At 59.8% G+C, this 26161-nt stretch carries 21 protein-coding genes and 1 pseudogene; 17 read left to right on the forward strand and 5 right to left on the reverse strand.

Going from position 1 to position 26161, the window contains the following annotated elements:
* Positions 1 to 296: 296 nt before the first annotated feature.
* Together arcD and PSH88_RS07370 are read left to right on the forward strand one after the other, a co-directional pair.
* On the forward strand, positions 297 to 1724 hold the full coding sequence (arcD, locus tag PSH88_RS07365) for an arginine-ornithine antiporter (RefSeq protein WP_305425578.1): 1428 nt from the start codon (positions 297 to 299) through the stop codon (positions 1722 to 1724).
* Positions 1721 to 2584 carry a DNA-3-methyladenine glycosylase family protein gene (locus PSH88_RS07370; protein WP_305425580.1) on the forward strand — a complete coding sequence of 288 codons (864 nt, stop codon included), beginning with the start codon at positions 1721 to 1723 and terminating at the stop codon, positions 2582 to 2584. The genes arcD and PSH88_RS07370 overlap by 4 nt, the downstream gene beginning before the upstream one ends.
* Positions 2585 to 2705: 121 nt before the next feature.
* Here the strand turns inward: PSH88_RS07370 and PSH88_RS07375 are convergent, their stop codons facing one another.
* On the reverse strand, positions 2706 to 4037 hold the full coding sequence (locus PSH88_RS07375) for a CoA transferase (protein WP_305425582.1): 1332 nt from the start codon (positions 4035 to 4037) through the stop codon (positions 2706 to 2708).
* Positions 4038 to 4209: 172 nt separating this feature from the next.
* Positions 4210 to 5467: pseudogene (locus tag PSH88_RS07380) on the reverse strand (IS256 family transposase).
* A 418-nt stretch (positions 5468 to 5885) separates the two neighbouring features.
* On the opposite strand from PSH88_RS07380, the gene PSH88_RS07385 reads away from it, so the two are divergent.
* A complete protein-coding gene (locus PSH88_RS07385) occupies positions 5886 to 6248 on the forward strand; it encodes a DUF6124 family protein (protein ID WP_305425584.1) in 363 nt (120 codons plus the stop codon).
* A gap of 205 nt (positions 6249 to 6453) precedes the next feature.
* Here PSH88_RS07385 and PSH88_RS07390 read toward each other — a convergent pair whose 3' ends face one another.
* Positions 6454 to 6918, reverse strand: coding sequence for a methylglyoxal synthase (locus PSH88_RS07390; RefSeq protein WP_305425585.1), 465 nt, complete (start codon positions 6916 to 6918; stop codon positions 6454 to 6456).
* 73 nt (positions 6919 to 6991) lie between these two features.
* Positions 6992 to 7993, reverse strand: coding sequence for a type I glyceraldehyde-3-phosphate dehydrogenase (gene gap / locus PSH88_RS07395; protein WP_253550852.1), 1002 nt, complete (start codon positions 7991 to 7993; stop codon positions 6992 to 6994).
* A gap of 219 nt (positions 7994 to 8212) precedes the next feature.
* Between gap and edd the strand changes: the two genes are divergently transcribed.
* The 11 genes from edd (at position 8213) to PSH88_RS07450 (ending at position 21929) form a co-directional block, all read left to right on the forward strand.
* Positions 8213 to 10039 (forward strand): phosphogluconate dehydratase, encoded by a 1827-nt coding sequence (gene edd, locus PSH88_RS07400; RefSeq protein ID WP_050681574.1) that lies wholly within the window; start codon positions 8213 to 8215, stop codon positions 10037 to 10039.
* Entirely contained in the window at positions 10036 to 10986 is a 951-nt protein-coding gene (locus tag PSH88_RS07405) for a glucokinase (protein WP_305425586.1), read from the forward strand. Before edd ends, PSH88_RS07405 begins: the two co-directional genes overlap by 4 nt.
* Before the next feature lie 176 nt (positions 10987 to 11162).
* Positions 11163 to 11894, forward strand: a complete 732-nt coding sequence (locus tag PSH88_RS07410; RefSeq protein ID WP_305425587.1) for a response regulator — start codon at positions 11163 to 11165, stop codon at positions 11892 to 11894.
* A complete protein-coding gene (locus PSH88_RS07415) occupies positions 11884 to 13353 on the forward strand; it encodes an ATP-binding protein (protein ID WP_305425589.1) in 1470 nt (489 codons plus the stop codon). Before PSH88_RS07410 ends, PSH88_RS07415 begins: the two co-directional genes overlap by 11 nt.
* 237 nt (positions 13354 to 13590) lie before the next feature.
* Positions 13591 to 14850 (forward strand): D-mannose isomerase, encoded by a 1260-nt coding sequence (locus PSH88_RS07420; RefSeq protein ID WP_305425591.1) that lies wholly within the window; start codon positions 13591 to 13593, stop codon positions 14848 to 14850.
* Between the two features lie 117 nt (positions 14851 to 14967).
* Positions 14968 to 16275: an ABC transporter substrate-binding protein gene (locus PSH88_RS07425; protein WP_123719265.1), complete on the forward strand. Its 1308-nt coding sequence runs from the start codon at positions 14968 to 14970 to the stop codon at positions 16273 to 16275.
* 183 nt (positions 16276 to 16458) lie between these two features.
* Positions 16459 to 17367 (forward strand): carbohydrate ABC transporter permease, encoded by a 909-nt coding sequence (locus PSH88_RS07430; RefSeq protein WP_007902369.1) that lies wholly within the window; start codon positions 16459 to 16461, stop codon positions 17365 to 17367.
* Positions 17360 to 18205, forward strand: coding sequence for a carbohydrate ABC transporter permease (locus PSH88_RS07435; protein ID WP_305425594.1), 846 nt, complete (start codon positions 17360 to 17362; stop codon positions 18203 to 18205). The genes PSH88_RS07430 and PSH88_RS07435 overlap by 8 nt, the downstream gene beginning before the upstream one ends.
* Positions 18206 to 18208: 3 nt before the next feature.
* Positions 18209 to 19369: an ABC transporter ATP-binding protein gene (locus PSH88_RS07440; protein WP_305425595.1), complete on the forward strand. Its 1161-nt coding sequence runs from the start codon at positions 18209 to 18211 to the stop codon at positions 19367 to 19369.
* Positions 19370 to 19496: 127 nt separating this feature from the next.
* Complete coding sequence (locus PSH88_RS07445) at positions 19497 to 20843, forward strand: carbohydrate porin (RefSeq protein WP_305425596.1); 1347 nt, start codon at positions 19497 to 19499, stop codon at positions 20841 to 20843.
* Between the two features lie 231 nt (positions 20844 to 21074).
* The gene (locus tag PSH88_RS07450; protein WP_305425597.1) at positions 21075 to 21929 is read left to right on the forward strand and encodes a D-hexose-6-phosphate mutarotase; all 855 of its coding nucleotides are present in this window, start codon (positions 21075 to 21077) and stop codon (positions 21927 to 21929) included.
* A 150-nt stretch (positions 21930 to 22079) separates the two neighbouring features.
* On the opposite strand, the gene PSH88_RS07455 is transcribed toward PSH88_RS07450, so the two are convergent.
* Positions 22080 to 22940, reverse strand: a complete 861-nt coding sequence (locus PSH88_RS07455) for a MurR/RpiR family transcriptional regulator (protein WP_173667542.1) — start codon at positions 22938 to 22940, stop codon at positions 22080 to 22082.
* Between the two features lie 228 nt (positions 22941 to 23168).
* Here PSH88_RS07455 and zwf point away from each other — a divergent pair, with 228 nt between their 5' ends.
* From zwf to PSH88_RS07470, 3 genes are read left to right on the forward strand one after another with little or no spacing between them, the layout of a single operon-like run.
* Entirely contained in the window at positions 23169 to 24638 is a 1470-nt protein-coding gene (gene zwf, locus PSH88_RS07460; protein WP_048395673.1) for a glucose-6-phosphate dehydrogenase, read from the forward strand.
* Positions 24625 to 25338 (forward strand): 6-phosphogluconolactonase, encoded by a 714-nt coding sequence (gene pgl, locus PSH88_RS07465; RefSeq protein ID WP_305425598.1) that lies wholly within the window; start codon positions 24625 to 24627, stop codon positions 25336 to 25338. The genes zwf and pgl overlap by 14 nt, the downstream gene beginning before the upstream one ends.
* Before the next feature lie 17 nt (positions 25339 to 25355).
* Positions 25356 to 26021, forward strand: a complete 666-nt coding sequence (locus PSH88_RS07470) for a bifunctional 4-hydroxy-2-oxoglutarate aldolase/2-dehydro-3-deoxy-phosphogluconate aldolase (RefSeq protein WP_008072964.1) — start codon at positions 25356 to 25358, stop codon at positions 26019 to 26021.
* Positions 26022 to 26161 lie beyond the last annotated feature (140 nt).

The following is a 26161-nucleotide window of genomic DNA, read 5'->3' on the forward strand; positions in this document are numbered from 1 at the left end:
TTCCAGAGGTCTCAGCTGACGGTTGAAGAAATAAAGCTTATCAATTTAAGTTTAGACGCTAGTTTGTTTTTCTGTTTTGGCAAGTGATGGATTCTGATTTTGGAGTGATATTTGTTTATTAGAAGCAACTGACAAAGTCGCGATTTCCAGTTAGTCGCGTTAGCGTGATTGGTTATAAGTAGAAGGCGGAAATTGGCGTTAATTGATAAACGTTATTACGCTTTATCTGTTTAGTTAAAATCAACAATGTGACGGTCTCGTGGCGATAGCGCGGCGGGGTAAATGGAGACGCCCGAATGTCGCAACCGACGCAAAAGCTTCGCCTGAGTGCGCTGATCGCTTTGGTGGTGGGATCGATGATTGGCGGTGGGATTTTTTCCTTACCGCAAAACATGGCGGCACGTGCCGATGCCGGGGCGATATTGATTGGGTGGGCAATCACTGCCGTAGGCATGCTGACCCTGGCCTTTGTCTTTCAGACCCTGGCCAATCGCAAGCCGGAACTGGACTCCGGGGTGTACGCCTACGCCAAGGCCGGGTTCGGCGATTACATGGGGTTCTCGTCTGCCTGGGGATACTGGATCAGCGCCTGGCTGGGCAACGTCGGTTATTTCGTATTGCTGTTCAGTACTCTCGGTTATTTCTTTCCGGTGTTTGGCCAGGGCAACACGCCGATCGCCATCGGCTGTGCCTCGGTGCTGCTCTGGGCGGTGCATTTTCTGGTGCTGCGCGGGATCAAGGAGGCGGCGTTCATCAATCAACTGACCACTGTGGCCAAGATCGTGCCGCTGATCATGTTCATCGTCATCGCCGCCGTGGCCTTCAAGGCGGACATCTTCACCCGCGACATCTGGGGCCGCAGCAACCCGAATTTCGGCGGCGTGATGGACCAGGTGCGCAACATGATGCTGGTCACGGTATTCGTGTTCATCGGTATAGAAGGCGCCAGTGTGTATTCGGCGAGGGCGGAGAAACGTTCGGACGTGGGCCGGGCGACGGTCATCGGTTTTGTCGGTGTGTTGGCGCTGCTGGTGCTGGTGAATGTGTTGTCTCTGGGGATCATGAACCAACCGGAATTGGCCACGTTGCAGAACCCGTCGCTGGCCGCGGTGCTGGAACATATCGTCGGCCCTTGGGGCGCGCTGCTGATCAGCATCGGCCTGGCGGTTTCGCTGCTGGGGGCCTTGTTGTCGTGGGCGCTGCTGTGCGCCGAAATTCTCTTCGCCACGGCCAGGGACAAAACCATGCCGGCGTTCCTGAAAAAGGAAAACGCCAACCATGTGCCGGTCAACGCGCTGTGGTTGACCAACGTGATGATCCAGATTTTTCTGCTGATCACGCTGTTTTCCGCCGGCACTTACACCAGCCTGATCTACCTCGCCTCGTCGATGATTCTGGTGCCGTATCTGTGGTCGGCAGCGTATGCGGTGTTGTTGAGCGGGCGAGGGGAAACCTATGAGCATGCTTCGGCCGAGCGCACGAAAGACTTGCTGATCGGCGGCATTGCCCTGTGTTACGCGGTTTGGTTGTTGTACGCCGGCGGGGTGAAGTACCTGCTGCTCTCGGCGTTGTTGTATGCGCCGGGGGTGATTCTGTTTGCCAAGGCCAAGCGGGAACAGGGCGAGCCGCTGTTTACGTGGGTGGAGAAGTGGATTTTCAGCTGTGTGATTATCGGGGCGGGGCTGGCGGCGTATGGGTTGTATAGCGGATTGTTGTCGTTGTGAGGTTGTTGCTGGCGTATCAACCGCCTTATGACTGGTCGGCGATGCTGGGTTTTTTGTCGGCGCGGGCGGTGGTCGGGATGGAAACGGTGGTCGATGGGGTGTACTTGCGCAGCATCGGTTTGAACGGTGTTCACGGTGTGATTTCGGTCAGGCCAGGGGCGGGCGATGTGCTGGAAGTGACGCTGGATTTTCCTGATTCAGCGGCAGTACCGGAGATTGTCGCGCGGCTACGGCGGATGTTTGATCTGGATGCGAATTTGCCAGCCATTCATCGACAATTGGCGGTTGATCCGTTGATGGCGCGCTTGATTGCCGCACGTCCGGGGCTGCGAGTGCCCGGGGCTTGGGATGGGCTGGAGTTGGCCATTCGTGCGGTGTTGGGGCAGCAGATTAGCGTGGTCGCGGCGATCAGGTTGGCGGGGAAACTGCTGGCGCAATATGGGCAGCCATTGCAGTCGCCGATGCCGGGGTTGAGTCATGTGTTTCCTGATGCTGCAGCATTGGCCGCAGCGGATCTGGCAACGTTGGGGATGCCAAAAAGTCGGGGTCGGACCTTGTCCGGCGTGGCTCAGGCGTTGCTGGATGATCCCCTGTTGTTTGAACCTGAACGGGAAGACGGTGTGGCGCGGTTGTTGGCGTTGCACGGGATTGGTGACTGGACGGCGCAATACATTGCCTTGCGGCAGTTGCGGCAGATGGATGCGTTTCCGAGCGGGGATGTGGGGTTGATCAATTCGCTGGCGGCGCTGGAAGGTCGAGTGGTGACGGCTCGGGAGTTGTGGGTGCGGGCCGAGACTTGGCGGCCCTATCGAGGGTATGCGGCGCAGGTGCTTTGGACATCGTTGAGCCGACCGGGTTGAGCTGAGCCGAGATGTGTAGTGACTTTCCGGGTCTCTTCGCGGGCAAGCCCGCTCCCACAGGTTTTGTGATCGACGCTGAGCTAATGTGGGAGCGGGCTTGCTCGCGAAGGGGCCCGAACAGTCACCACCACTGCGCGCGATGGGAACCCAATTCTGCGGCCGGAAGCGCCCACTGCAGCGGTGTTCCGGTGATTTTCAGTGGCACCTGCAGCCGATGGGCCGGCCCCCATGGTGTCTGCTCAACCAACATCCCTTGATCGCTTTGATCCTCCGCCCGCAACGCCTCGTCGGTTCCTGCGCCATGTTCAATCAGCAACCTGGCGGTCCGCGCCAACGACAACCTGGCCGACCCGCCACGGCCCAATAACTTGATCGCCGCAGCGGCCATCAAATACCCGGTGGCGTGATCAAGCGCCTGCACCGGCAGCGGTGTCGGCTGGTTCGCTTTCTTCCACTGCATCCCCGCTTCGGCAATCCCGCTGCTCATCTGTACCAAACTGTCGAACCCTCGACGGTTCTGCCAGGGGCCGCTCCAACCGTAGGCGTTGAGGCACACATCAATCAGTCCCGGCGCCAGTTTTTGTCGCACGGCGACGCCGTAGCCCAACCTTTCCAATGCATCGGCGCGGTAGCCGTGGAGCAGGATATCGGTGTCCTTGAGCAGGCTTTCGAACACCGCACGATCAGTCTTGTCGTGCAGATCCAGGCGCGCACAACGTTTGCCCAATGTGACTTCCGGCACCACGCCCGGTTCGTTCCAGGTCGGTGGGTCGATGCGCAAAACATCGGCGCCGAGGCCGGCGAGAAAACGACTGGCGATGGGGCCAGCCAACACGCGGGTCAAATCCAGCACCTTGACCCCGGCCAGCGGTTGAGCCACTGAACCCTGCCACGGTTTTGGGTTTTTACTGTCGTCGGCGCTGAACTGAATCAACGGCTCGGCGTTCACCGCCAAACCTTGGGGATGTGCTTGCCATTGCGCCCAGCTGCGCATTTCGGCCGCGCAACCTCCGGCATCAACCACGGCCTGTTCCAGATCACTTTTCACCCATTGCGCAACCTTGCTCGCCATCGCGGCGCGGTTGGCACAGGCGCCGAGCACACTTTCAGCGGCGGCACGATGATGAGGCGCATTGGTGTGCAGGCGGATCCAGCCGTCCTTGGTCGCGTAGTCACCGGCAACCGGATCCCACAACGGTGGAACGCTCCAGCCCATGGGGCGGATCGACGTCGCGAACCAGAACGACGCCAGGCGGCGGTCGACTTCAAGGCTGGGCAAGCGACCGGTTTGTTGATGCAGCAGTTCGCTGGCGGCCTGGCCGGCGGCAGCAATGCTGGCGCAAGCCAGATCGGTCACGGCAAACGCCGAGGGCAGGGCGCCGCTCGAGGTGAACGGGATTGGGGTGTGAGGCAAGCCGAGTGCGGCTTGAATGGACGTGAGTAAATCAGTCATCGAAGGCCCTCCGGAGCGAGAGCCCGAGCATAGTCCAAAAAGACGACTCGGCCAGATGAAATCCTGTGGGAGCAAGACCGATCTGTCAGGGTATTCATCGATTTCCGAGCGGGGAGTGTCAGATTTTTTGTGTGCGGGCCGGTAACGGCCTGCCATAAGGCAAGCCCTCATTTCACCAGTTTGACCTGGTAAATCGATCGCCATAAAGAATCGCAAACTGATTCATTGCGCTCTTCCAGTCGTGCGCTGCGCTGCCCCAATTGGCCGTGATGTTTTGCAGTGCCAGCCAGATCAGCTTCGTCGCTGCATCATCAGTCGGGAAGTGGCCTCTTGTCTTGATGATCTTGCGCAACTGAGCATTGATGCTCTCGATGGCGTTAGTGGTGTAGATCACTTTTCGGATGGCAGGCGGGAAGACAAAAAACGGGATGACTCGATCCCAGGCACGTCTCCAAGCGGCTACGACTGTTGGGTATTGTTTGCCCCAAGGCCCCGTTTCAAATGCGTCCAGAGCTTGCTCGGCAGCTTCAACGTTAAGCGCCTGATAAACCGGCTTGAGGGCTTTGGCCAACTCGCGGCGCTTGTCCCAGGAGGCGTAATCAAGACTGTTACGGATCAGGTGCACGATGCAGGTCTGCAAGGTCGTCGTCGGAAACACCGCACTCAAGGCTTCTGGCATGCCTTTAAGGCCGTCAGTTACCGCGATCAATACATCCTCAACGCCACGGGTCTTGAGGTCGTTGAAGACCTTCATCCAGAACTTGGCCCCCTCAGTGGTCTCAATCCAGATGCCCAAAAGTCTCGGGTGCCGTCCGGCAGCACGCCCAGAGCCAGGTAGATGGCCTTGTTGCGAACCAGTCCTTCCTCACGGATTTTGACCCGCAGCGCATCGAAGAAAATCACCGGATACATCGGCTCAAGCGGGCGTTGTTGCCAGGCAGTCACTTCCTCCAACACTGCGTCAGTGACCGAGCTGATGAAATCATGGGAAAATCGGTCCCGTACTGCTCCGAAAGGAATGACCCGGATCTCTCGGACGGTCATGCCACGGCGTACATGGCAATGATTTTGTCGTCGAAGCCCGTGAACCGACGCTCATGCTTGGGGATCAGCATTGGCGCGAAGCTGCCATCGCGATCCCGAGGAATGTCCAGACGCAGCGGGCCATCATCGGTCAGCACGGTCTTGCTGCTTTTGCCGTTGCGCTGGTTACTCGACTCCTCAGGGCGCTCCGCGCCCTGAGGGTAGCCAAGGTGGTGACCCAGCTCCGCGCCAAGGGCTCGCTCGATAAGCGCCTTTTTGAACGCCATGGATGCGTCCTGAATCGCCTCGGCGCTCATTGGGCCTTTAACGAACTGATCGATCAGCTCCTTCGGAATCGAAGGAAGCTGGGTTTTGGCCTCCGAGGCCGGTTTCTTTTTGGTCGGCATACATGCTCCTTTTCAACATGTTATGCCCGAACACAAAATTTCTGACAGTCCCTCCGAGCGCCATTACACACGATCCAGAATGAATGTTTAACGACACCCTGTGTTACGTCCTAAAGCCCACGAAACCTTGCGCCGTTGCCTACGCCTGCGCCAGAATCCGCCGGCTTGTGTGCCTTGGGGCCGGTCGGTAACTTGATTCGCATCACTGATTCCCAGTGATCGGGTTTAGCAGCCCGTGGTTAACCTAAGGTCGTACGCGCACTATCAGTCAGGCTCCATGCCTGCATTTGATGGCGGCTGTACGCAGGGCGCTTCGGCGCGCCGGCTTCCTTAGGTTCCCCGGTCTGCTAACCTGCGTTCAGCTGTCACCCCTTCTTTTAGCAGAGAAGAGGTTCCAGCATTATTTTGGAACCTGAAAATGATAAAGCCTACGCCTAACCCGCCGGTCACCGACCCGGTCTCCCCCTACGAATCCCTCGATTCCAGAAAACTCAACGAAGCCGCCGAACGCGCCCTCGACCATTACCTCAACCCGGCGGCCACGGTCATGGCCACACCCTACCAACCCAACAACCTGTACTTGGCCAACCCGGCGGCCGCCACCGAGCCGATGCTGGTCAACGCCAGCGAAACCCTGGGCTCGGCCACCGTCATGCTCAACGACTTCGCGGCTTTGCTTGAAGGCACTCACCGCAAAACCTTGCTGGGCATCGCTCAGGTCGTGATGCTGGCCGAACTGGCGGTCAATCAGGTGCTGGACAAGGTAGTGCCGACTGAGTAATTCCCCGAGGATTGGGTATGCTGCTCACTTAAACGCACTCTTGGTCATGCCTACCTTTGTGGCGAGCGAGCTTGCTCGCGCTGGGCTGCGTAGCGGCCCCAAAAATCTGACAACCTGCCAATTTTTGTGAGTGCTGCACACTCAAGCGGGAGCAAGCTCCCTCGCCACAGGTTTCTCTGACCTGAGCGAGCCTGCTGCCACAGCTTTACCCACGCCCCTGCAGATAGGTCGCGTAATCCGGGATGCGGTGTTCGTGAGCCTGATCCATCAACGGGCTGCTGAGCAGGTAGTCGGCGCTGCATTCGTTGCAGGCCACGGGGATGTTCCACACCGCCGCGACCCGCAGTAATGCCTTGATGTCCGGGTCGTGGGGTTGCGGTTCGAACGGGTCCCAGAAGAACACCAGCATGTCGACCCGCTGCTCGGCGATTTGCGCGCCGAGTTGCTGGTCGCCGCCCAGTGGACCGCTGATCATGCTTTCCACCGGCAGGTCGAGGCGTTGTTGCAACAACAACCCCGTGGTGCCGGTGGCGACCAGTTCATGCTGCGCGAGCTTGTCTTTCTGCCGCTCGGCCCAGTCCAGCAAAAATATTTTGCAGTGGTCGTGGGCAACCAGGGCGATACGCTTGCGCGCCGCCAGGGTTTTTTGCGTAAAGCTGATACCGATCATCGCTTGCTTCTCCAGACGAGAATGCGCCTGCGACGACGCATTTAGGGCCGCGTCGACACAGGTGTCGGGCTGTTTATTCTGCGTTGCAGAGCGCCAGGCAGTTATCGAGCATGCGGTTGGAGAAGCCCCACTCGTTGTCGTACCAAGCCAGCACTTTGAGCAGCTTGCCGCTGGACTTGGTGTGGTTGGCATCGAAGATCGAGGACAGCGGGTTGTGGTTGAAGTCGCTGGAAACCAGCGGCAGGGTGTTGTAACCCAGAATCTTCGAGTGCTGGCTGGCTTGTTTGAGCATCGCGTTGACTTCATCGGCCGATGCTTCACGCTTGAGCTGCACGGTCAGGTCCACCAGCGACACGTTGATCACTGGAACACGCACCGCCATACCGGTCAGTTTGCCCGCCAGTTCCGGCAGCACCAGGCCTACCGCTTCAGCGGCCCCGGTCTTGCTCGGGATCATGTTCTGGGTGGCGGAACGGGCGCGGTACGGGTCGGTGTGGTAGACGTCGGTGAGGTTCTGGTCGTTGGTGTAGGCGTGGATGGTGGTCATCAGACCGCTTTCGATGCCCAGTTCGCGGTGCAGCACCTGGGCCACCGGGGCCAGGCAGTTGGTGGTGCACGAGGCGTTGGAGATGATCTGGTGCGACTGGCGCAGAATGTCGTGGTTAACCCCATAAACCACGGTGGCGTCGGCGCCTTTGGCCGGGGCCGAGATAATCACTTTGCGCGCGCCGGCCGTAATATGCGCGGCGGCTTTGGCCCGGTCGGTGAACAGGCCGGTGCATTCGAACACGACGTCGACCTTCTCCGCGGCCCAAGGCAGCTCGGCCGGGTTGCGAATGGCGCTGACCGAAATGCGGTCGCCGTTGACGGTTAGACTTTCCTGATCGTGCTGGACTTCGGCATCGAATGTGCCGTGAACGGTGTCGTATTTGAGCAGGTGAGCATTCATTGAGCTGTCGCCCAGGTCGTTGATCGCAACGATCTGCAGATCCTGACGATAGCCTTGGGTATACAGTGCGCGCAGGACATTACGGCCGATACGGCCAAAACCATTGATTGCGATTCGAAGAGTCATTTATAGCGCCGCCGTCGTTTTGTTGTTGGAATTACAAGATTATTCGCAAAAAAATAGAAAACAAGCCTTTTTAGTGGCAATATTTTGTTTTATCTACAACGAGTGACCTGAATCAACTGGTCCGAATGATCAAGAAAGCCGTCTGTCATCCCGATCACAACGGCGTTTGATCAGCATAGACAATCAGGTCGCCACATCCGTTAGCCTGGAGTTCTACACATGCATCCCCGCGTCCTTGAGGTCACCGAACGGCTTATCGCCCGCAGCCGCGCCACGCGTGAGGCTTACCTTGCATTGATCCGCGGCGCGGCCAGCGACGGCCCGATGCGCGGCAAGCTGCAATGCGCCAACTTCGCCCATGGCGTGGCCGGGTGTGGCAGCGACGACAAGCACAGCCTGCGGATGATGAACTCCGCCAACATCGCCATAGTTTCGTCATATAACGACATGCTCTCGGCGCACCAGCCGTACGAAGTCTTCCCGGAACAGATCAAAAAAGCCCTGCGCGAAATTGGCTCCGTCGGCCAGTTCGCCGGTGGCACCCCTGCGATGTGCGATGGCGTGACCCAGGGCGAGCCAGGCATGGAACTGAGCCTGCCGAGCCGCGAAGTGATCGCGCTGTCCACCGCTGTAGCGCTGTCCCACAACATGTTCGACGGCGCGCTGATGCTCGGCATCTGCGACAAGATCGTGCCGGGCCTGATGATGGGCGCGTTGCGTTTCGGTCATCTGCCGACGATTTTCGTGCCGGGCGGGCCGATGGTGTCGGGCATTTCCAACAAGCAGAAAGCCGATGTGCGTCAGCGCTACGCCGAAGGCAAGGCGACCCGCGAAGAGCTGCTGGAATCGGAGATGAAGTCCTATCACAGCCCTGGCACCTGCACCTTCTACGGCACCGCCAACACCAACCAGTTGCTGATGGAGGTCATGGGCCTGCACTTGCCAGGCGCCTCTTTCGTCAACCCGAACACCCCGTTGCGCGATGCCCTGACCCGCGAAGCGGCGCACCAGGTCACCCGCCTGACCAAGCAGAACGGCGACTTCATGCCGATCGGCGAAATCGTCGACGAGCGTTCGCTGGTCAACTCCATCGTGGCCCTGCACGCCACCGGCGGTTCGACCAACCACACCCTGCACATGCCGGCCATCGCCATGGCTGCGGGCATCCAGTTGACCTGGCAGGACATGGCCGACCTCTCCGAGGTGGTGCCGACCCTGAGCCACGTGTACCCGAACGGTAAAGCCGACATCAACCACTTCCAGGCGGCGGGTGGCATGTCGTTCCTGATCCGCGAATTGCTGGAAGCCGGCCTGCTTCACGAAAACGTCAACACGGTGCTGGGTCACGGCCTGAGCCGCTACACCATGGAACCGTTCCTCGAAAACGGCGAACTGGTCTGGCGCGAAGGCCCGATCGAAAGCCTCGACGAAACCATCCTGCGTCCAGTCGCGCGTGCGTTCTCGCCAGAGGGCGGCTTGCGGGTGATGGAAGGCAACCTCGGCCGTGGCGTGATGAAAGTCTCGGCGGTTGCGCTGGAAAACCAGGTCGTCGAAGCCCCGGCCATGGTATTCCAGGATCAGCAGGACCTGGCCGACGCGTTCAAGGCCGGTTTGCTCGAGAAGGATTTTGTCGCCGTGATGCGCTTCCAGGGCCCGCGCTCCAACGGCATGCCGGAACTGCACAAGATGACGCCGTTCCTCGGCGTGCTGCAGGATCGCGGTTTCAAAGTCGCGTTGGTGACTGACGGGCGTATGTCCGGCGCCTCGGGGAAAATCCCGGCGGCGATCCACGTCAGCCCCGAAGCTTATGTGGGCGGCGCTTTGGCGCGGGTGCAAGAGGGCGATATCATCCGCGTCGATGGCGTGAAAGGCACCCTGGAGCTTAAGGTGGACGCCGAAGAATTCGCAGCGCGTGAACCTGCCAAGGGCCTGTTGGGCAACAACATTGGCAGCGGTCGCGAACTGTTTGGTTTCATGCGCATGGCCTTCAGCTCCGCAGAGCAGGGCGCCAGCGCCTTTACTTCTGCCCTGGAGACGCTTAATTGAAACTGGCTTTGGTCGGTGACATCGGTGGCACCAACGCACGTTTCGCGTTGTGGAAAAACCAGCAGCTGGAATCGGTCCAGGTGCTGGCGACGGCAGACCACGCCAGCCCGGAAGAGGCGATTGCCATCTACTTGAGCGGGCTCGGCCTGGCGCCGGGTTCGATCGGTTCTGTGTGCTTGTCGGTGGCAGGCCCCGTGAGCGGTGATGAATTCAAGTTCACCAACAATCACTGGCGGCTCAGTCGCAAGGGTTTCTGCAAGGCCTTGCAGGTGGATCAACTGCTGTTGATCAACGATTTCTCGGCGATGGCCCTGGGCATGACCCGCTTGCAGCCGGGCGAGTTCCGGGTGGTCTGCGAAGGCACGCCGGAACCGTTGCGGCCGGCGGTGGTGATCGGTCCGGGCACTGGCCTGGGCGTGGGCACGTTGCTCGATCTGGGCGAGGGTCGTTTTGCCCCGCTGCCGGGGGAGGGCGGTCACGTCGACCTGCCGCTGAGCAGCCCGCGGGAAACCCAGCTGTGGCAACACATCTACAACGAGATCGGCCATGTCAGCGCTGAAACGGCATTGAGCGGCAGTGGTTTGCCGCGAGTCTACCGGGCGATCTGCGCGGTGGACGGTCACACGCCTGTGCTCGACACACCTGAAGCGATCACGGCGGCCGGGCTGGCGGGGGATCCGATTGCCATGGAAGTGCTCGAGCAGTTCAGTTGCTGGCTCGGTCGCGTGGCCGGCAACAATGTGCTGACCACCGGAGCGCGCGGTGGCGTTTACATCGTTGGCGGAGTGATTCCACGGTTTGCCGATTTCTTCATCAAAAGCGGTTTCGCCCGGTGCTTTGCCGACAAGGGTTGCATGAGCGATTACTTCAAGGGCATTCCGGTGTGGCTGGTGACAGCGCCGTATTCCGGCCTTGTTGGCGCGGGTGTGGCGCTCGATCAGGCTTGAAACCGCGTCGCCTTTATCGCGGGCAAGCCACGCTCCCACAGGATTACCTACATCTGAAAATGTGCGCATAACCTTGTGGGAGCGGGCTTGCCCGCGATGAGGCCCTCACCGACAACATAGATCTTTGAACGATCAGGCATAATCCTCCCCAACACAAACAACAAGGACGCCGCCCCGTGAGCTCAGTCAACAAGTCGATTTTGTTGGTCGATGACGATCAAGAGATACGCGAGTTGCTGGACACCTACCTGACCCGCGCCGGTTTCCAGGTCCGCACCACGCCTGATGGTGCCGGTTTTCGTCAGGCCCTGAACGAGGCACCTAGCGACCTGGTGATTCTCGATGTGATGCTGCCGGACGAAGACGGTTTCAGCCTCTGCCGCTGGATCCGCCAGCACCCGCGCCAGGCCCATGTGCCGATCATCATGCTCACCGCCAGCTCCGACGAGGCCGACCGCGTCATCGGTCTGGAACTGGGCGCCGACGACTACCTTGGCAAACCCTTCAGCCCCCGTGAGTTGCAGGCGCGCATCAAAGCCTTGTTGCGCCGCGCGCAGTTCGGTCAGGAACGTTCCGGCGGTGAAGTGCTGGCCTTCGATGATTGGCGGCTGGACATGGTCAGCCATCGGCTGTTCCACATCGACGGCGAGGAAGTGATTCTCTCCGGCGCCGATTTCGCCCTGCTGAAACTGTTCCTCGATCACCCTCAGGAAATCCTCGATCGCGACACCATCGGCAACGCCACCCGTGGCCGTGACCTGATGCCGCTCGATCGTATCGTCGACATGGCGGTCAGCCGTTTGCGGCAGCGCCTGCGCGACACCGAAAAACCGCCGCGGCTGATTCGGACCGTGCGTGGCAGTGGCTACCAATTGGCAGCCAACGTGGTTGCCAGCAATGGTCATTGAGTTCCTGCGCAAGCTCGCCGGGCGTGTGCCGGTGCCGCGCTCGCTGCTCGGGCGCATGTTGCTGCTAACCCTGTTGGCGGTGCTGTTCGCCCAGACGCTGTCGAGCGTGATCTGGGTCTCGCAATTGCGCGCCACGCAGCTCGAAGGCCTGGTCACCAGCGCCCGCAGCCTCGCCCATTCGATGACGGCCAGCGTCAGTTATTTCCGCTCGTTGCCGGTGGCGTTTCGGCCGCTGGTGCTCGATCAGTTACGCAGCATGGGCGGCACCCGGTTTGTGGTGACGCTCAACGACAAACCCTTAGGGATGGAAGTGCTGCCGATCACCCCGCGCAAAGAAGCGGTGCTCAAAGCGGTGGGCGAAGTGTTGCGCGAGTCGCTGGGGCAGGACATCGATATCTCGGTGACCTTCGTCAGCCCCGAAGACCTGCGGATTTTCAATGGTGGCTTGAAGCTCGATGAGTTGCCGCGTTCCTGGGCGCATTACGCGTTGACCCTGGAGCCGGTAAACCCGCCGGTGCTGGTCACGCAAATCCAGATGGCGCCGGGCGAATGGCTGTACATCGCCTCGCTGTTGCCCGAGCCCTACACCAGCCTTGAAGAACAAGGCCTGCCGGCGCAGCAGGTCTGGTTCATCGTGCTCACCAGCGGCTTCTTGCTGCTGTTCATCGGCCTGCTGGTGCACTGGCAGAGTCGGCCGCTCAAGCGATTGGCGCGGGCGGCGCGGGACATGTCCCTGGGCGCTGAAGTCGAACCGGTGGCCGAAGGCGGCGGCAGTGAAGTGGTGGAAGTCGGTCGCGCGTTCAATGCGATGCGCGAGCGGATCAGCCGTTACCTGACCGAGCGCAGCCAGTTGTTCAGCGCGATTTCCCACGATTTGCGCACGCCGATCACCCGGTTGCGACTGCGGGTGGAATTGCTCGAAGACGAAAAGCTGCAAGCCAAATTCGGTCGCGATCTGGATGAGCTGGAGTTGCTGGTCAAGGGCGCGTTGCAATGCGTGAAAGACACCGACATCCACGAAAACATCGAGCCGGTAGACCTCAATCATGTGCTCGACTGTCTGGTGGAACCGTATCTGGCGCCCAATGGCAATGGCCGCGTGACCCAACATGGCCGGGCGTTGGCGCCGTATCCCGGCAAACCGTTGGCGCTCAAGCGTTGCATTGGAAACCTGATCGACAACGCCTTGAAATATGGGCAGAACGCACATCTGCACATCGATGACGACGAGAGCGCGTTTGTCCTGCATGTCGACGATGAGGGGCCGGGCGTGCCTGAACAGCGGTTGGAGCAGGTGTTCGAGCCGCACTTTCGCTTGGCCGGACAGCAGCAGGGTTATGGCTTGGGGCTGGGGATTGCGCGCAACATTGCCCACAGCCATGGCGGTGAAGTCAGCCTGCAAAACCTGCGTGAAGGCGGGTTGCGGGTGACGTTGCAGTTGCCGCGTAGTGTTGATTAGCGGCACCGCGTTATCGTTCATCGCGGGCAAGCCCGCTCCCACAGGATTGCCTACATTTTCAAGGTATGTGCATAACCTTGTGGGAGCGGGCTTGCCCGCGATGGCGTCAGATCAATCAACGCATGCCTGAAGGAAAATGTCACAACTCGGTGACATAACTCGCCCCCTTCGTTACCTGCCCGCCACCGCCCGTTGTTTAGACTGGTCCCAGTCATAACAACAAAAAAAGGTACTCCCATGGACACCTTCCAACCCGCCTTCAGCAGTTGGCTGAACGCGCCTGCCCATCCGCAATGGCTCGCCGCCGAAGGCCTGCGCCTGTTGGCGTTTGCCAAGGCTTCAAAGCTTGCCGAAGGTTTCGGCAATCTTGATGAAAAGGGTCGCCTGCCGGCCAACGCGCAAGCTGAAACCATGAACACCGCGCGCATGACCCACAGCTTCGCCATGGCCCACATCCAGGGCCTGCCGGGTTTTGCCGAGCTGGTGGATCACGGCATCCAAGCCCTTAGCGGGCCGCTGCGTGATGCCGAACACGGAGGCTGGTTCGCCACGCCCGAACACCGCGACGGCAATACCGGCAAAGCCGCTTACCTGCATGCTTTCGTTGCATTGGCCGCGAGTTCTGCGGTGGTTGCCCAGCGCCCCGGTGCCCAAGCCTTGCTCGACGATGCGATCCACATTATCGACAGCCATTTCTGGTGCGAGGAGGAGGGCGCCATGCGCGAATCCTTCAACCGCGACTTCAGTTGCGAGGAGGCCTATCGCGGCGCCAACAGCAACATGCACGCCACCGAAGCCTTCCTCGCCCTGGCCGATGTCACCGAGGACAACCGCTGGCTGATTCGCGCCCAGCGCATCGTCGAGCGCGTCATTCATGATCACGCCGCGGCCAACGATTACTTGGTGGTCGAGCATTTCGACCGTGACTGGCAGCCGCTGCGCGACTATAACCACGACAACCCGGCTGACGGTTTTCGCCCTTACGGCACCACGCCGGGCCATGGCTTCGAATGGGCGCGGCTGTTGCTGCACCTCGAAGCAGCGCGGGTGCAGGCCGGAATACTCACGCCGGGCTGGCTCGCCACCGATGCGCAAAAACTCTTCGAGCACAATTGCCGTCATGGCTGGGACGTCGACGGTGCGCCGGGCATTGTCTACACCCTCGACTGGGACAATCGCGCGGTGGTTCGCCATCGCTTGCACTGGACTCATTGCGAAGCCAGCGCCGCCGCCAGTGCGCTGCTCAAACGCACCGGTGATGAGCAATACGAGCACTGGTACCGACTGTTCTGGGAGTTTTGTGACAATCATTTCATCGACCGTTGCGATGGCAGCTGGCATCACGAACTCGATCCGCTGAACCGTCCGAGCGCCGATATCTGGGCCGGCAAACCCGACCTGTATCACGCCTGGCAAGCCGTATTGATCCCGCGCCTGCCGTTGGCGCCGAGCATGGCCACTGCGCTGGCGCAATTGTCCCAGAGCATTGCTGTGTAACCATGTGGTGACATTCGCGCGTCCCTTCGTTACCTGCGAAGGGGCATCCCCTGTTTAGAATCCTATGCAGCGCAAGCACCAGACTTGCATGCATAACAACAAGAAAGGTACTACTAGATGAATGCGATTTCTCGCCTCGCTACTGTCATTTCTCTCGCCTCACTGCTTCCTGTTGCAGCATTCCCCGTCAGTGCCCTTGCCGCCGATGCCAAAGGTTCGGTGGAAGTCGTTCACTGGTGGACGTCTGGTGGTGAAAAAGCGGCCGTCGATGTACTCAAGGCTCAAGTCGAAAAAGACGGCTTTACCTGGAAAGACGGTGCAGTTGCCGGCGGTGGCGGCTCCACGGCCATGACCGTACTCAAAAGCCGCGCCGTGGCCGGTAACCCACCAGGCGTTGCCCAGATCAAAGGTCCGGACATCCAGGAGTGGGGTAGCACTGGCCTGCTCAGCACCGACACCCTCAAAGACGTTTCCAAGTCCGAAGGCTGGGATAACCTGCTGATCAAGAAAGTCTCCGACACCGTGAAATACGAAGGCGATTACGTCGCCGTGCCGGTGAACATCCACCGCGTCAACTGGCTGTGGATCAACCCGGAAGTCTTCAAGAAAGCCGGGATCGAAAAAGCGCCGACCACCCTCGAAGAATTCTATGCCGCTGGCGACAAGCTCAAAGCCGCCGGCTTCATCGCGCTCGCTCACGGTGGCCAGCCTTGGCAGGACAGCACCGTGTTTGAAGACGTGGTGCTCTCGGTCATGGGCGCGGACGGTTACAAAAAAGCGCTGGTCGACCTGGACCAGAAAACCCTCTCCGGGCCGGAGATGGCCAAGGCCTTCACCGAGCTGAAAAAAATCACCGGCTACATGGACCCGAACCGCGCCGGTCGTGACTGGAACATCGCTGCAGCCGACGTCATCAACGGCAAGGCCGGCATGCAGATGATGGGCGACTGGGCCAAGAGCGAATGGACCGCCGCGAAGAAAGTCGCAGGCAAGGACTACCAGTGCGTGCCGTTCCCGGGCACCGAAAAAGCCTTCACCTACAACATCGACTCGATGGCTGTGTTCAAGCTCAAAGCCGATCGCAAAGGCGACATCGCCGCCCAGCAAGACCTGGCCAAGGTCGCTCTGGGCAAAGACTTCCAGAAAGTCTTCAGCATCAACAAAGGCTCGATCCCGGTGCGTACCGACATGCTTAACGACATGAGCGCGTTGGGCTTCGATTCTTGCGCTCAAGCGTCTGCCAAGGACTTCCTGGCTGACGAGAAGACTGGCGGCCTGCAACCGAGCATGGCGCACAACATGGCCACGTCCCTGGCCGTGCAGGGCGCGATCTTTGATGTGGTGACCAACTTCATGAACGACAAGAACGCTGACCCGGCCAAGGCCAGCGCGCAATTGGCGTCAGCCGTCAAAGCTGCCCAGTAACTCCTGACACAACCTGATCCTGGGTGGAATGGGATTGTGTGGGAGCGGGCTTGCCCGCGATGCAGGCGACTCGGTTTAACTTCGAACCGTGTTGATGCCATCGCAGGCAAGCCACCTCCCACAGGGTCCTGCTCTACCAGAGATCACTGTGTCGATTCTTTCCTCTTCACCTGGATTATCCCGATGAGCTCTGTGGCGGTTTTCAGCAAAGCCTCACCGTTCGACGCACTGCAGCGCTGGCTCCCAAAACTGGTTTTGGCGCCGAGCATGCTGATCGTCCTGGTTGGTTTTTACGGTTACATCATCTGGACATTTGTTCTGTCCTTCACCAATTCCAGCTTCATGCCGAGCTACAAATGGGTCGGCCTGCAGCAATACATTCGCCTGATGGACAACGATCGCTGGTGGGTCGCGAGCAAGAACCTCGCGGTGTTCGGCGGCATGTTCATCGGCATCAGCCTGGTTCTGGGCGTATTCCTCGCGGTGCTGCTGGATCAGCGCATTCGCAAGGAAGGCTTCATCCGCACCGTTTACCTGTACCCGATGGCGCTCTCGATGATCGTTACCGGTACCGCTTGGAAATGGCTGCTCAACCCAGGCCTGGGCCTGGACAAAATGCTGCGTGACTGGGGCTGGGAAGGCTTCCGTCTCGACTGGCTGGTGGATCAGGATCGCGTGGTGTATTGCCTGGTGATCGCCGCCGTGTGGCAAGCCTCCGGGTTTGTGATGGCGATGTTCCTGGCCGGCCTGCGTGGCGTCGATCAGTCGATCATCCGCGCGGCGCAAGTCGACGGTGCGAGTCTGCCGACCATCTACCTGAAGATCGTACTGCCGAGCCTGCGCCCAGTGTTCTTCAGCGCCTTCATGATCCTGGCGCACATCGCGATCAAGAGCTTCGACCTGGTGGCGGCGATGACCGCGGGTGGCCCGGGCTATTCGTCCGACCTGCCGGCGATGTTCATGTATTCCTTCACCTTCAGCCGTGGCCAGATGGGCATTGGTTCGGCGAGCGCCATGATGATGCTCGGTGCGATCCTGGCGATTCTGGTGCCGTACCTGTACTCCGAATTGCGAGGCAAACGCCATGAGTAATCAACTCGGAAAACCGGCGATCAGCTTCAGCCGCATTGCGATCTACGCAACCTTGTTGCTGGCCGCGGCGATCTATCTGGTCCCGCTGGTGGTGATGCTGCTGACCAGTTTCAAATCGCCGGAAGACATCCGCACCGGCAACCTGTTGAGCTGGCCGCAAGTGATTGACGGCATCGGCTGGATCAAGGCCTGGGATGTGGTGGGCGGCTACTTCTGGAACTCGGTGAAAATCACCGTGCCGGCGGTACTGATCTCTACTTTCATCGGTGCCATGAACGGCTATGTGCTGTCGATGTGGCGCTTCCGTGGTTCGCAACTGTTCTTCGGTCTGCTGTTGTTCGGTTGCTTCCTGCCGTTCCAGACCGTGCTGTTGCCGGCTTCGTTCACCCTCGGCAAGTTCGGCCTGGCCAACACCACCACGGGCCTGGTGCTGGTGCACGTGGTCTACGGCCTGGCGTTCACCACGCTGTTCTTCCGCAACTACTACGTGAGCATTCCGGATGCGCTGGTCAAGGCGGCGCGGCTGGATGGCGCGGGCTTCTTCACGATTTTCTGGAAGATCCTGCTGCCGATGTCGATCCCGATCGTGATGGTCTGCCTGATCTGGCAGTTCACGCAAATCTGGAATGACTTCCTGTTCGGCGTGGTCTTCGCCAGTGGCGATGCCCAGCCGATTACCGTGGCCCTGAACAACCTGGTCAACACCAGCACCGGGGCCAAGGAATACAACGTTGATATGGCCGCCGCGATGATCGCCGGGCTGCCGACACTGCTGGTCTACATATTCGCTGGCAAGTATTTCCTGCGTGGGCTGACGTCTGGCGCGGTCAAGGGGTAGAACATGGCAACTCTCGAATTACGCAACGTTAACAAAACCTACGGCGCCGGTTTGCCGGACACCCTGAAAAACATCGAGCTGAAGATCAATGACGGTGAGTTTCTGATCCTGGTCGGTCCATCGGGCTGTGGTAAATCCACTTTGATGAACTGCATTGCGGGTCTGGAAAACATCAGCGGCGGGGCGATCCTGGTGGACGACGCCGACATCAGCGGCATGAGCCCCAAAGATCGCGACATCGCCATGGTGTTCCAGTCCTACGCGCTGTACCCGACCATGAGCGTGCGCGACAACATCGCGTTCGGCCTGAAGATTCGCAAAATGCCGGCCGCTGAAATCGACGAAGAAGTCGCTCGCGTGGCCAAGTTGCTGCAAATCGAACACCTGCTCAGCCGCAAGCCCGGCCAGCTCTCCGGTGGCCAGCAACAGCGCGTGGCCATGGGCCGGGCGTTGGCGCGGCGGCCGAAGATTTACCTGTTCGATGAACCGCTGTCCAACCTCGACGCCAAGCTGCGGGTCGAGATGCGCACCGAAATGAAACTGATGCACCAGCGCCTGAAAACCACCACGGTCTACGTGACCCACGACCAGATCGAAGCCATGACCCTGGGCGACAAAGTGGCGGTGATGAAGGACGGGATCATTCAGCAATTCGGCACGCCGAAAGACATCTACAACAACCCGGCCAACCTGTTCGTGGCGAGCTTCATCGGTTCGCCGCCGATGAACTTCATTCCCCTGCGTTTGCAGCGCAAGGACGGTCGTCTGCTGGCGCTGCTCGACAGCGGTCAGGCACGCTGCGAATTGCCGCTGGGCATGCAAGACGCCGGGCTTGAAGACCGCGAAGTGATCCTCGGCATGCGTCCGGAGCAGATCGTTCTGGCGGGCAGCGAGCCGAATGGTTTGCCGACCATTCGTGCCGAAGTGCAGGTCACCGAACCGACCGGTCCCGACACCCTGGTGTTCGTCAATCTCAACGACACCAAAGTCTGCTGCCGCTTGGCACCGGACGTCGCACCGGCCGTGGGCGAGACCCTGACCCTGCAATTCGATCCATCGAAAGTGCTGTTGTTCGATGCCAAGACCGGTGAACGCCTGGGGGTGGCCGGCCTGCCAAAATCCGAAGCTCACAGCGCCAACGTAGCCCAATTCAAAGGCCGCTGAAGATCAAAATGTGGGAGCGGACTTGCTCCCACAGGGGGGATTCGCGGCAGATGGGGACATCCGCCGCAATCGTTGTAAACCGCGTTAGATAAAAACAGTTAATAACAATAAAGACGAGGATGTAGGGATGAAGAAGAAGAACAACGCTCAGCTTATCTGCCAATTGTCAGCTCTTGCGATGATGACTATGGCCGGTAGCGCACACGCGGCTGACGCGTTCAGTGCCGACTCGCAGTGGATGACCGGGGATTGGGGTGGTGAGCGGACCAGGCTGATCGAACAAGGTATCGACATCAAGGCCGACTACGTCGGTGAAGTGGGCGCCAACCTGCATGGCGGCTACAACGACGACAAGACGGCGCGTTACGCCGACCAGTTTGGCCTGGGCGTGGCGCTGGACCTGGAAAAACTGTGGGGCTGGGATAACACCCAGGCCAAGATCCAGCTCACCAACCGTAACGGTGAGAACATCTCCAATGACCGTGTCGGCGACCCGCGTGCCGGCACCTTGAGTTCCTCCCAGGAAGTCTACGGCCGTGGCCATATGGTCCGTTTGACCCAGTTGTGGATCAAGCACCAGTTCCTCGACGGTAAACTGGACGTCAAGGCCGGTTACTTCGGCGAAGGCGAAGACTTCAACACCTTCCCTTGCGAGTTCCAGAACCTGGCATTCTGCGGTTCCCAAGTGGGTAACTGGGCGACCAACATCTGGTACAACTGGCCGGTCATGCAGGCGGCGATTCGCGTGAAGTACAACATCACGCCTGAGTTCTATGCGCAAGTCGGCGCGTACAACCAGAACCCGTCGCAACTGGAACACGGTAACGGCTTCAAGCTCAGCGGCAGTGGTACCGAGGGCACCGTCTTGCCAGTTGAATTGGTCTGGTCGCCGAAGGTCAACAACCTGCCGGGCGAATACCGTGTCGGTTACTACAAGAGCACTGCCAACGCCGATGACGTCCGTGAAGACGCCAACGGCAATGATGCAGCGACCAGCGGCAACGCCTATCGCAGCCACGATAGCAAGCATGGCTACTGGTTCGTGGCGCAGCAACAACTGACCACTCACAATGGTGATGCTTCACGCGGTCTGAACATCGCGGCCAACGCCACCTTCCACGACAAAGACACCAACTTCGTCGACAACTACCAGTCGCTGATGTTTGTGTACAAGGGCCCGTTTGATGCGCGTCCTAAAGATGACGTCGGGATCGGCTTCTCCCGTATCCATGTCAACGAAGATGTGAAGAAAAACGCCGAGTTGGTCAACGCCGCCAATGGTGTCACCGACTACAACGATCCGCTGTTCTCGCCGTTGCGTTCCACCGAATACAACTACGAGATCAACTACGGTTTCCACGTTACCAACTGGCTGACCGTACGGCCTAACCTGCAATACATCACTCACCCGGGTGGTGTCGATGAAGTCGACAACGCTCTGGTGGCCGGTCTGAAAATTCAGTCGGTGTTCTAACGCTGTTGCGATAAGCTCCTCTCTATGTGCGCATTTTTGCGGACGGCCATGGCTGTCCGCTTTTTTTTGGGGCAGCACACCCCTTGGAGCAGATCGTTCCCACGCTCTGCGTGGTAACGCCGCGCTGGACGCTCTGCGTCCATCGTATGTGACGCAGAGCGTCACGGGATGCATTCCCACGCAGAGCGTGGGAACGATCAGGTAGAAAAATGATTTTCAGGACCGTGGCACATGCTTGAGCATCCGCTACAACGCTTCTTCAAATCCTTGCGCGAACGGCCGGTGTTTGCGTGGGAGCGCTATCAGATGCGCGATGTGCTGGTGATCGACCATCCGCTGTGTCAGGCGGTGTTCAGTCGGCAGGGCGCGCAGTTGCTGCACTTCCAGCCAAAGGGTCAGAAACCCTGGTTGTGGTGCGCGGCGAAGTGGCCGCATGTCGGTGCGATTCGCGGCGGTGTGCCGGTGTGTTGGCCGTGGTACGGCCGTCATCCGAGCGAAAACGCCTGGCCGTCCCATGGCTGGGCGCGTTTGCTCGACTGGAAACTGCTCGATAGCAGCAGTGATGACGATGGTGTGCACCTGCACTGGCAGTTACAGCTGTGCGACTGGCAAGTGGACTTGCACGCGCACTTGGGCGAACGCATGGATTTGCACCTGAGCACCGAGCATCAGGACGACATGCCATGCCAGTTGAGCCAGGCCTTGCACGCCTATTGGCGTATTGGCGACGTGGGCGAGGTAGCGCTGTCTGGGCTCGACGGCGCGCAAGGTTACGACCAGTTGAGCCGCCAGGTTTGCCAGCAGGAAGGCGAGTTGCGGGTCGACGGCGGTTGTCAGCGGGTGTTCCAGCATGACGGCGAATTGCAGCTCAAGGACCACGCCTGGCAGCGGGAACTGTGTATCGACACGGGTGACCATGCGGACACGGTGGTCTGGCATCCCGGCTCGCGGCCGTTGCTGGGCGTGAGCTGGAACGAGGTTTTAGAGTTCGTCTGCGTGGAAGCGGCCAGCGGCGGGACCGACAGCCTGTGCCTGGCACCGGGGGAGCGGGCGCATTTGAGTTTGCAGGCGCGGGTAGGGGTTTAGCTCAAGACCTTCGGTGTTGCGCCGGGCCTCATCGCGGGCAAGCCCGCTCCCACAGGGATATTCAGTGAACACAGATTTGTGTACGCCGTAGATTTCTGTGGGAGCGGGCTTGCCCGCGATGAGGCCCGAACAGGCAATGAAGATCCTGGGTTAGTTGAATTCATCCCCAATCGGATACCGACTGGCATTCAGGCTTTCCTTGATCTTGCGCAAGTGCGGCTGGAAATCCACGCCCCGGCGCAGGGTCATACCGGTGGCGAGCACATCGAGCACGGTCAGCTGAATGATCCGGGACGTCATCGGCATATAGATGTCAGTGTCTTCCGGCAACGGGATGTTCAGGCTCAAGGTGCTCGCCTTGGCCAGCGGCGAACCCTCGGCTGTCAGGCCCAGCACTGACGCGCCGTTTTCCCGCGCGATGCGCGCCACTTCCACCAGTTCGCGGGTGCGGCCGGTATAGGAAATGATCACGAACAACTCACCCGTGTGGGCCACCGAGGCAATCATGCGCTGCATTAACACATCGGCATGGGCGGTCACCGCCAGGTTGAAGCGGAAGAACTTGTGCTGTGCATCCAGCGCTACCGGGGCCGAAGCACCGAGGCCGAAGAAGTGGATCTGCCGGGCCTGGATCAACAGGTCGACGGCGCGGCTGATCAGGTTCGGATCAAGCGCCTGTAATGCACTGTCCAAAGAAGCGATGGCGCTGCCGAAAATCTTTTTGGTATAGGCCTCTGGATTATCGTCGGCCTCGACCGCACGGCTGACATACGCCGCGCCACTGGCCAGGCTTTGGGCCAATTGAAGCTTGAGTTCCGGGTAGCCGCTAACGCCAAACGAACGGCAGAAACGGTTGACCGTCGGCTCGCTGACTTTAGAAGCCTGGGCGAGGGCGGCGATGCTGAACCGGGTGGCCTGCTCCGGGTTGAGCAGGATCACTTCGGCGACTTTGCGTTCTGCCTTGTTCAGGTCTTCAAGGCGATTCTGGATCTGTTCCAGTAAATTTCGCACGCGGTCCATTTCATGTTCCTTAGGTCAGCAGCGCAAATAAGCGTTCGGCTAATGCAAATTGGGCCTTTGATACGGCCCATAACGGTGGCCTATCCTACTGATGGCTCCGACCGACCACCACTCGGAATCTATATTTTGCGAAAATGTTGTGGTTATTACTACATTTTCCCTTGAGTGATGCCTTGAAAAAAGGTATTTGTAGCTTAACTTGATAAAAGAACAAACATCATGCCTTCTATTACGGTTGAACCGTGCACCTTTGCCTTGTTCGGCGCTCTCGGCGATCTAGCCCTGCGCAAGCTGTTTCCTGCCCTCTATCAACTCGATGGCGCCGGCCTGCTTCATGAGGATACGCGCATTATCGCGCTGGCCCGTGAACCCGGCAGCGAGCAACAGCATCTGGCATTCATCGCCACTGAGCTGCGCCGTTACGTGGGCGCCAAAGAGCTGGATGAAGCGGTGGTCGAGCGCTTCCTGGCCCGCTTGAGCTACCTGCACGTCGACTTCCTCAAGGCTGACGATTACGTCGCCCTGGCCGAGCAGGCTGGCAGCGCCCAGCGGGTGATTGCCTACTTCGCCACCCCGGCGGCGGTTTACGGCGCTATTTGCGAGAACCTGTCGAAGGTCGGCCTGACCGAAAACACCCGCGTGGTGCTGGAAAAACCCATCGGTTCGGACCTGGAATCCTCGCGCAAGGTCAACGACGCCGTGGCGCAGTTCTTCCCGGAGAACCGCACCTACCGTATCGACCACTACCTGGGCAAAGAGACCGTACAAAACCTGATCGCCCTGCGTTTCGCCAACAGCCTGTTCGAAACCCAGTGGAACCAGAATTACATCTCCCACGTGGAAATCACCGTGGCCGAGCAGGTCGGGATCGAAGGCCGTTGGGGTTACTTCGACAAGGCTGGCCAGCTGCGGGACATGATCCAGAATCACCTGCTGCAATTGCTCTGCTTGATCGCCATGGACCCGCCCGCCGACCTGTCCGCCGACAGCATCCGCGACGAGAAAGTCAAAGTCCTCAAGGCACTGGCGCCGATCAGCCCGGAAGGCCTGACCACTCAAGTGGTGCGCGGCCAGTACATCGCCGGCCACAGCGAAGGCAAATCGGTACCCGGGTATCTGGAGGAGCCTAACTCCAACACCCAGAGCGACACCGAAACCTTCGTCGCCCTGCGTGCTGACATTCGCAACTGGCGCTGGGCCGGCGTGCCGTTTTACCTGCGCACCGGCAAACGCATGCCGCAAAAGCTGTCGCAGATCGTCATCCACTTCAAGGAACCGTCGCACTACATTTTCGCCCCCGAGCAGCGCTTGCAGATCAGCAACAAACTGATCATCCGCCTGCAACCGGACGAAGGTATTTCCTTGCGCGTGATGACCAAAGAACAAGGCCTGGACAAGGGCATGCAGCTGCGCAGCGGTCCGTTGCAGCTGAATTTTTCCGACACCTATCGCAGCGCGCGGATTCCCGACGCCTACGAGCGGTTGTTGCTGGAAGTGATGCGCGGCAATCAGAACCTGTTTGTCCGTAAAGATGAAATCGAAGCCGCGTGGAAGTGGTGTGACCAGTTGATCGCCGGGTGGAAAAAGTCCGGTGATGCGCCCAAGCCGTACGCGGCCGGGTCATGGGGGCCGATGAGCTCCATTGCACTGATTACGCGGGACGGGAGGTCGTGGTATGGCGATATCTGAATTGAAACTGCCTCAGGGTGTTAGCGCCCATGAGTTCAAAAGCCCGGTGCTGCTGGCCGAAGGTCTGGCGCTGAATGTGGCCAAGCAACTGAGTGACGCCATCGACGCGCGCGGCACCGCGACCTTGGTGGTTTCCGGTGGGCGCAGCCCGGTGGCGTTTTTCCAGCACCTGGCCAAGCAGACGCTGGACTGGTCCAAGGTTGTCGTCACGCTGGCTGACGAGCGTTGGGTGCCGGTTGAACACGCCGACAGCAATGCCGGTCTGCTCAAGCGTTACCTGTTGCAAGGCCCGGCGGCCAAGGCCCAGTTCCTGAGCCTCTACAGTGCCACCGCCAACCTGGAACAGGCCGCCGAGCAGGCTGATCGCTTGCTCGCCGAATTGCCTCCGATTGACGTGCTGATACTCGGCATGGGGGACGATGGTCATACCGCTTCGCTGTTCCCCAACAGCCCGCACCTGAGCGATGCCTTGAAAGCCGACGGCACCCGTCGTTGCTACCCGATGCTGGCGCCGACCGTGCCGCATCAGCGACTGACCATGAGCCGCGCGCTGCTGGCCTCGGCGAAGTACACCGTTCTATCGATTTCCGGTCAGTCCAAGCTGACCACCCTGAATACCGCACTGGCCGGTGACGATGTCGCCGCCATGCCGATTCGGGCGTTTCTGCAACCTACGTTAGAGATTTACTGGTGCCCATGAACCAAGGATCAGCCGCTATGACAAACACATCCCCGACCGTTTCCATGGCGGACAAAGTTGCCCTGATCGACAGCCTCTGCGCCAAGGCGCGGATCCTGCCGGTGATCACCATCGCTCGTGAACAGGACGTGCTGCCATTGGCCGACGCCCTCGCGGCCGGTGGCCTGACGGCGCTGGAAGTGACCCTGCGTTCGCAGTTCGGTCTCAAGGCGATCCAGATCCTGCGCGAGCAGCGTCCGGAACTGGTGACCGGTGCCGGCACCGTGCTTGATCGCAGCATGCTGGCCGCTGCCGAAGCGGCTGGTTCGCAATTCATCGTCACGCCGGGTATCACCCGTGATCTGCTTGAAGCCAGTGTCGGCAGCCCGATCCCGCTGTTGCCGGGCATCAGCAATGCCTCCGGCATCATGGAAGGCTATAGCCTGGGTTATCGCCGCTTCAAGCTGTTCCCGGCGGAAGTCAGCGGCGGCGTCGCGGCTATCAAGGCGCTGGGCGGCCCGTTCGGCGAAGTAAAATTCTGCCCGACCGGCGGCGTCAGCCCGGCCAACATCAAGAGCTACATGGCGTTGAAAAACGTGATGTGCGTGGGCGGTAGCTGGATGCTTGACCCCGAGTGGATCAAGAACGGCGACTGGGCCCGCATCCAGGAGTGCACCGCCGAGGCGTTGGCTCTGCTGGACTGATTCACCGGATTTACCAAACACTTCGTTGTGTGTTCTACGGCTTTACGGTGCGCTTGGTCGGTGCACCGTTTTTTTTTGCCTGAAAAAAAGAGAAACCTGTAGGCGCGGGCAAGCCTCGCTCCTTGGAAAGAAGGCGATAC

The sequence above is a fragment of the Pseudomonas wuhanensis genome, assembly GCF_030687395.1.
Taxonomy (GTDB): domain Bacteria; phylum Pseudomonadota; class Gammaproteobacteria; order Pseudomonadales; family Pseudomonadaceae; genus Aquipseudomonas; species Aquipseudomonas wuhanensis.

What these genes read in the sequence shown, in the direction of transcription:
- arcD (WP_305425578.1), top strand. Translation starts at nt 297, where the DNA reads ATGTCGCAACCGACGCAAAAGCTTCGCCTGAGTGCGCTGATCGCTTTG.
- PSH88_RS07375 (WP_305425582.1), bottom strand. Translation starts at nt 4,037, where the DNA reads ATGACTGATTTACTCACGTCCATTCAAGCCGCACTCGGCTTGCCTCAC.
- PSH88_RS07385 (WP_305425584.1), top strand. Translation starts at nt 5,886, where the DNA reads ATGATAAAGCCTACGCCTAACCCGCCGGTCACCGACCCGGTCTCCCCC.
- PSH88_RS07390 (WP_305425585.1), bottom strand. Translation starts at nt 6,918, where the DNA reads ATGATCGGTATCAGCTTTACGCAAAAAACCCTGGCGGCGCGCAAGCGT.
- gap (WP_253550852.1), bottom strand. Translation starts at nt 7,993, where the DNA reads ATGACTCTTCGAATCGCAATCAATGGTTTTGGCCGTATCGGCCGTAAT.
- edd (WP_050681574.1), top strand. Translation starts at nt 8,213, where the DNA reads ATGCATCCCCGCGTCCTTGAGGTCACCGAACGGCTTATCGCCCGCAGC.
- PSH88_RS07415 (WP_305425589.1), top strand. Translation starts at nt 11,884, where the DNA reads ATGGTCATTGAGTTCCTGCGCAAGCTCGCCGGGCGTGTGCCGGTGCCG.
- PSH88_RS07420 (WP_305425591.1), top strand. Translation starts at nt 13,591, where the DNA reads ATGGACACCTTCCAACCCGCCTTCAGCAGTTGGCTGAACGCGCCTGCC.
- PSH88_RS07425 (WP_123719265.1), top strand. Translation starts at nt 14,968, where the DNA reads ATGAATGCGATTTCTCGCCTCGCTACTGTCATTTCTCTCGCCTCACTG.
- PSH88_RS07430 (WP_007902369.1), top strand. Translation starts at nt 16,459, where the DNA reads ATGAGCTCTGTGGCGGTTTTCAGCAAAGCCTCACCGTTCGACGCACTG.
- PSH88_RS07435 (WP_305425594.1), top strand. Translation starts at nt 17,360, where the DNA reads ATGAGTAATCAACTCGGAAAACCGGCGATCAGCTTCAGCCGCATTGCG.
- PSH88_RS07440 (WP_305425595.1), top strand. Translation starts at nt 18,209, where the DNA reads ATGGCAACTCTCGAATTACGCAACGTTAACAAAACCTACGGCGCCGGT.
- PSH88_RS07445 (WP_305425596.1), top strand. Translation starts at nt 19,497, where the DNA reads ATGAAGAAGAAGAACAACGCTCAGCTTATCTGCCAATTGTCAGCTCTT.
- PSH88_RS07450 (WP_305425597.1), top strand. Translation starts at nt 21,075, where the DNA reads ATGCTTGAGCATCCGCTACAACGCTTCTTCAAATCCTTGCGCGAACGG.
- zwf (WP_048395673.1), top strand. Translation starts at nt 23,169, where the DNA reads ATGCCTTCTATTACGGTTGAACCGTGCACCTTTGCCTTGTTCGGCGCT.
- pgl (WP_305425598.1), top strand. Translation starts at nt 24,625, where the DNA reads ATGGCGATATCTGAATTGAAACTGCCTCAGGGTGTTAGCGCCCATGAG.
- PSH88_RS07470 (WP_008072964.1), top strand. Translation starts at nt 25,356, where the DNA reads ATGACAAACACATCCCCGACCGTTTCCATGGCGGACAAAGTTGCCCTG.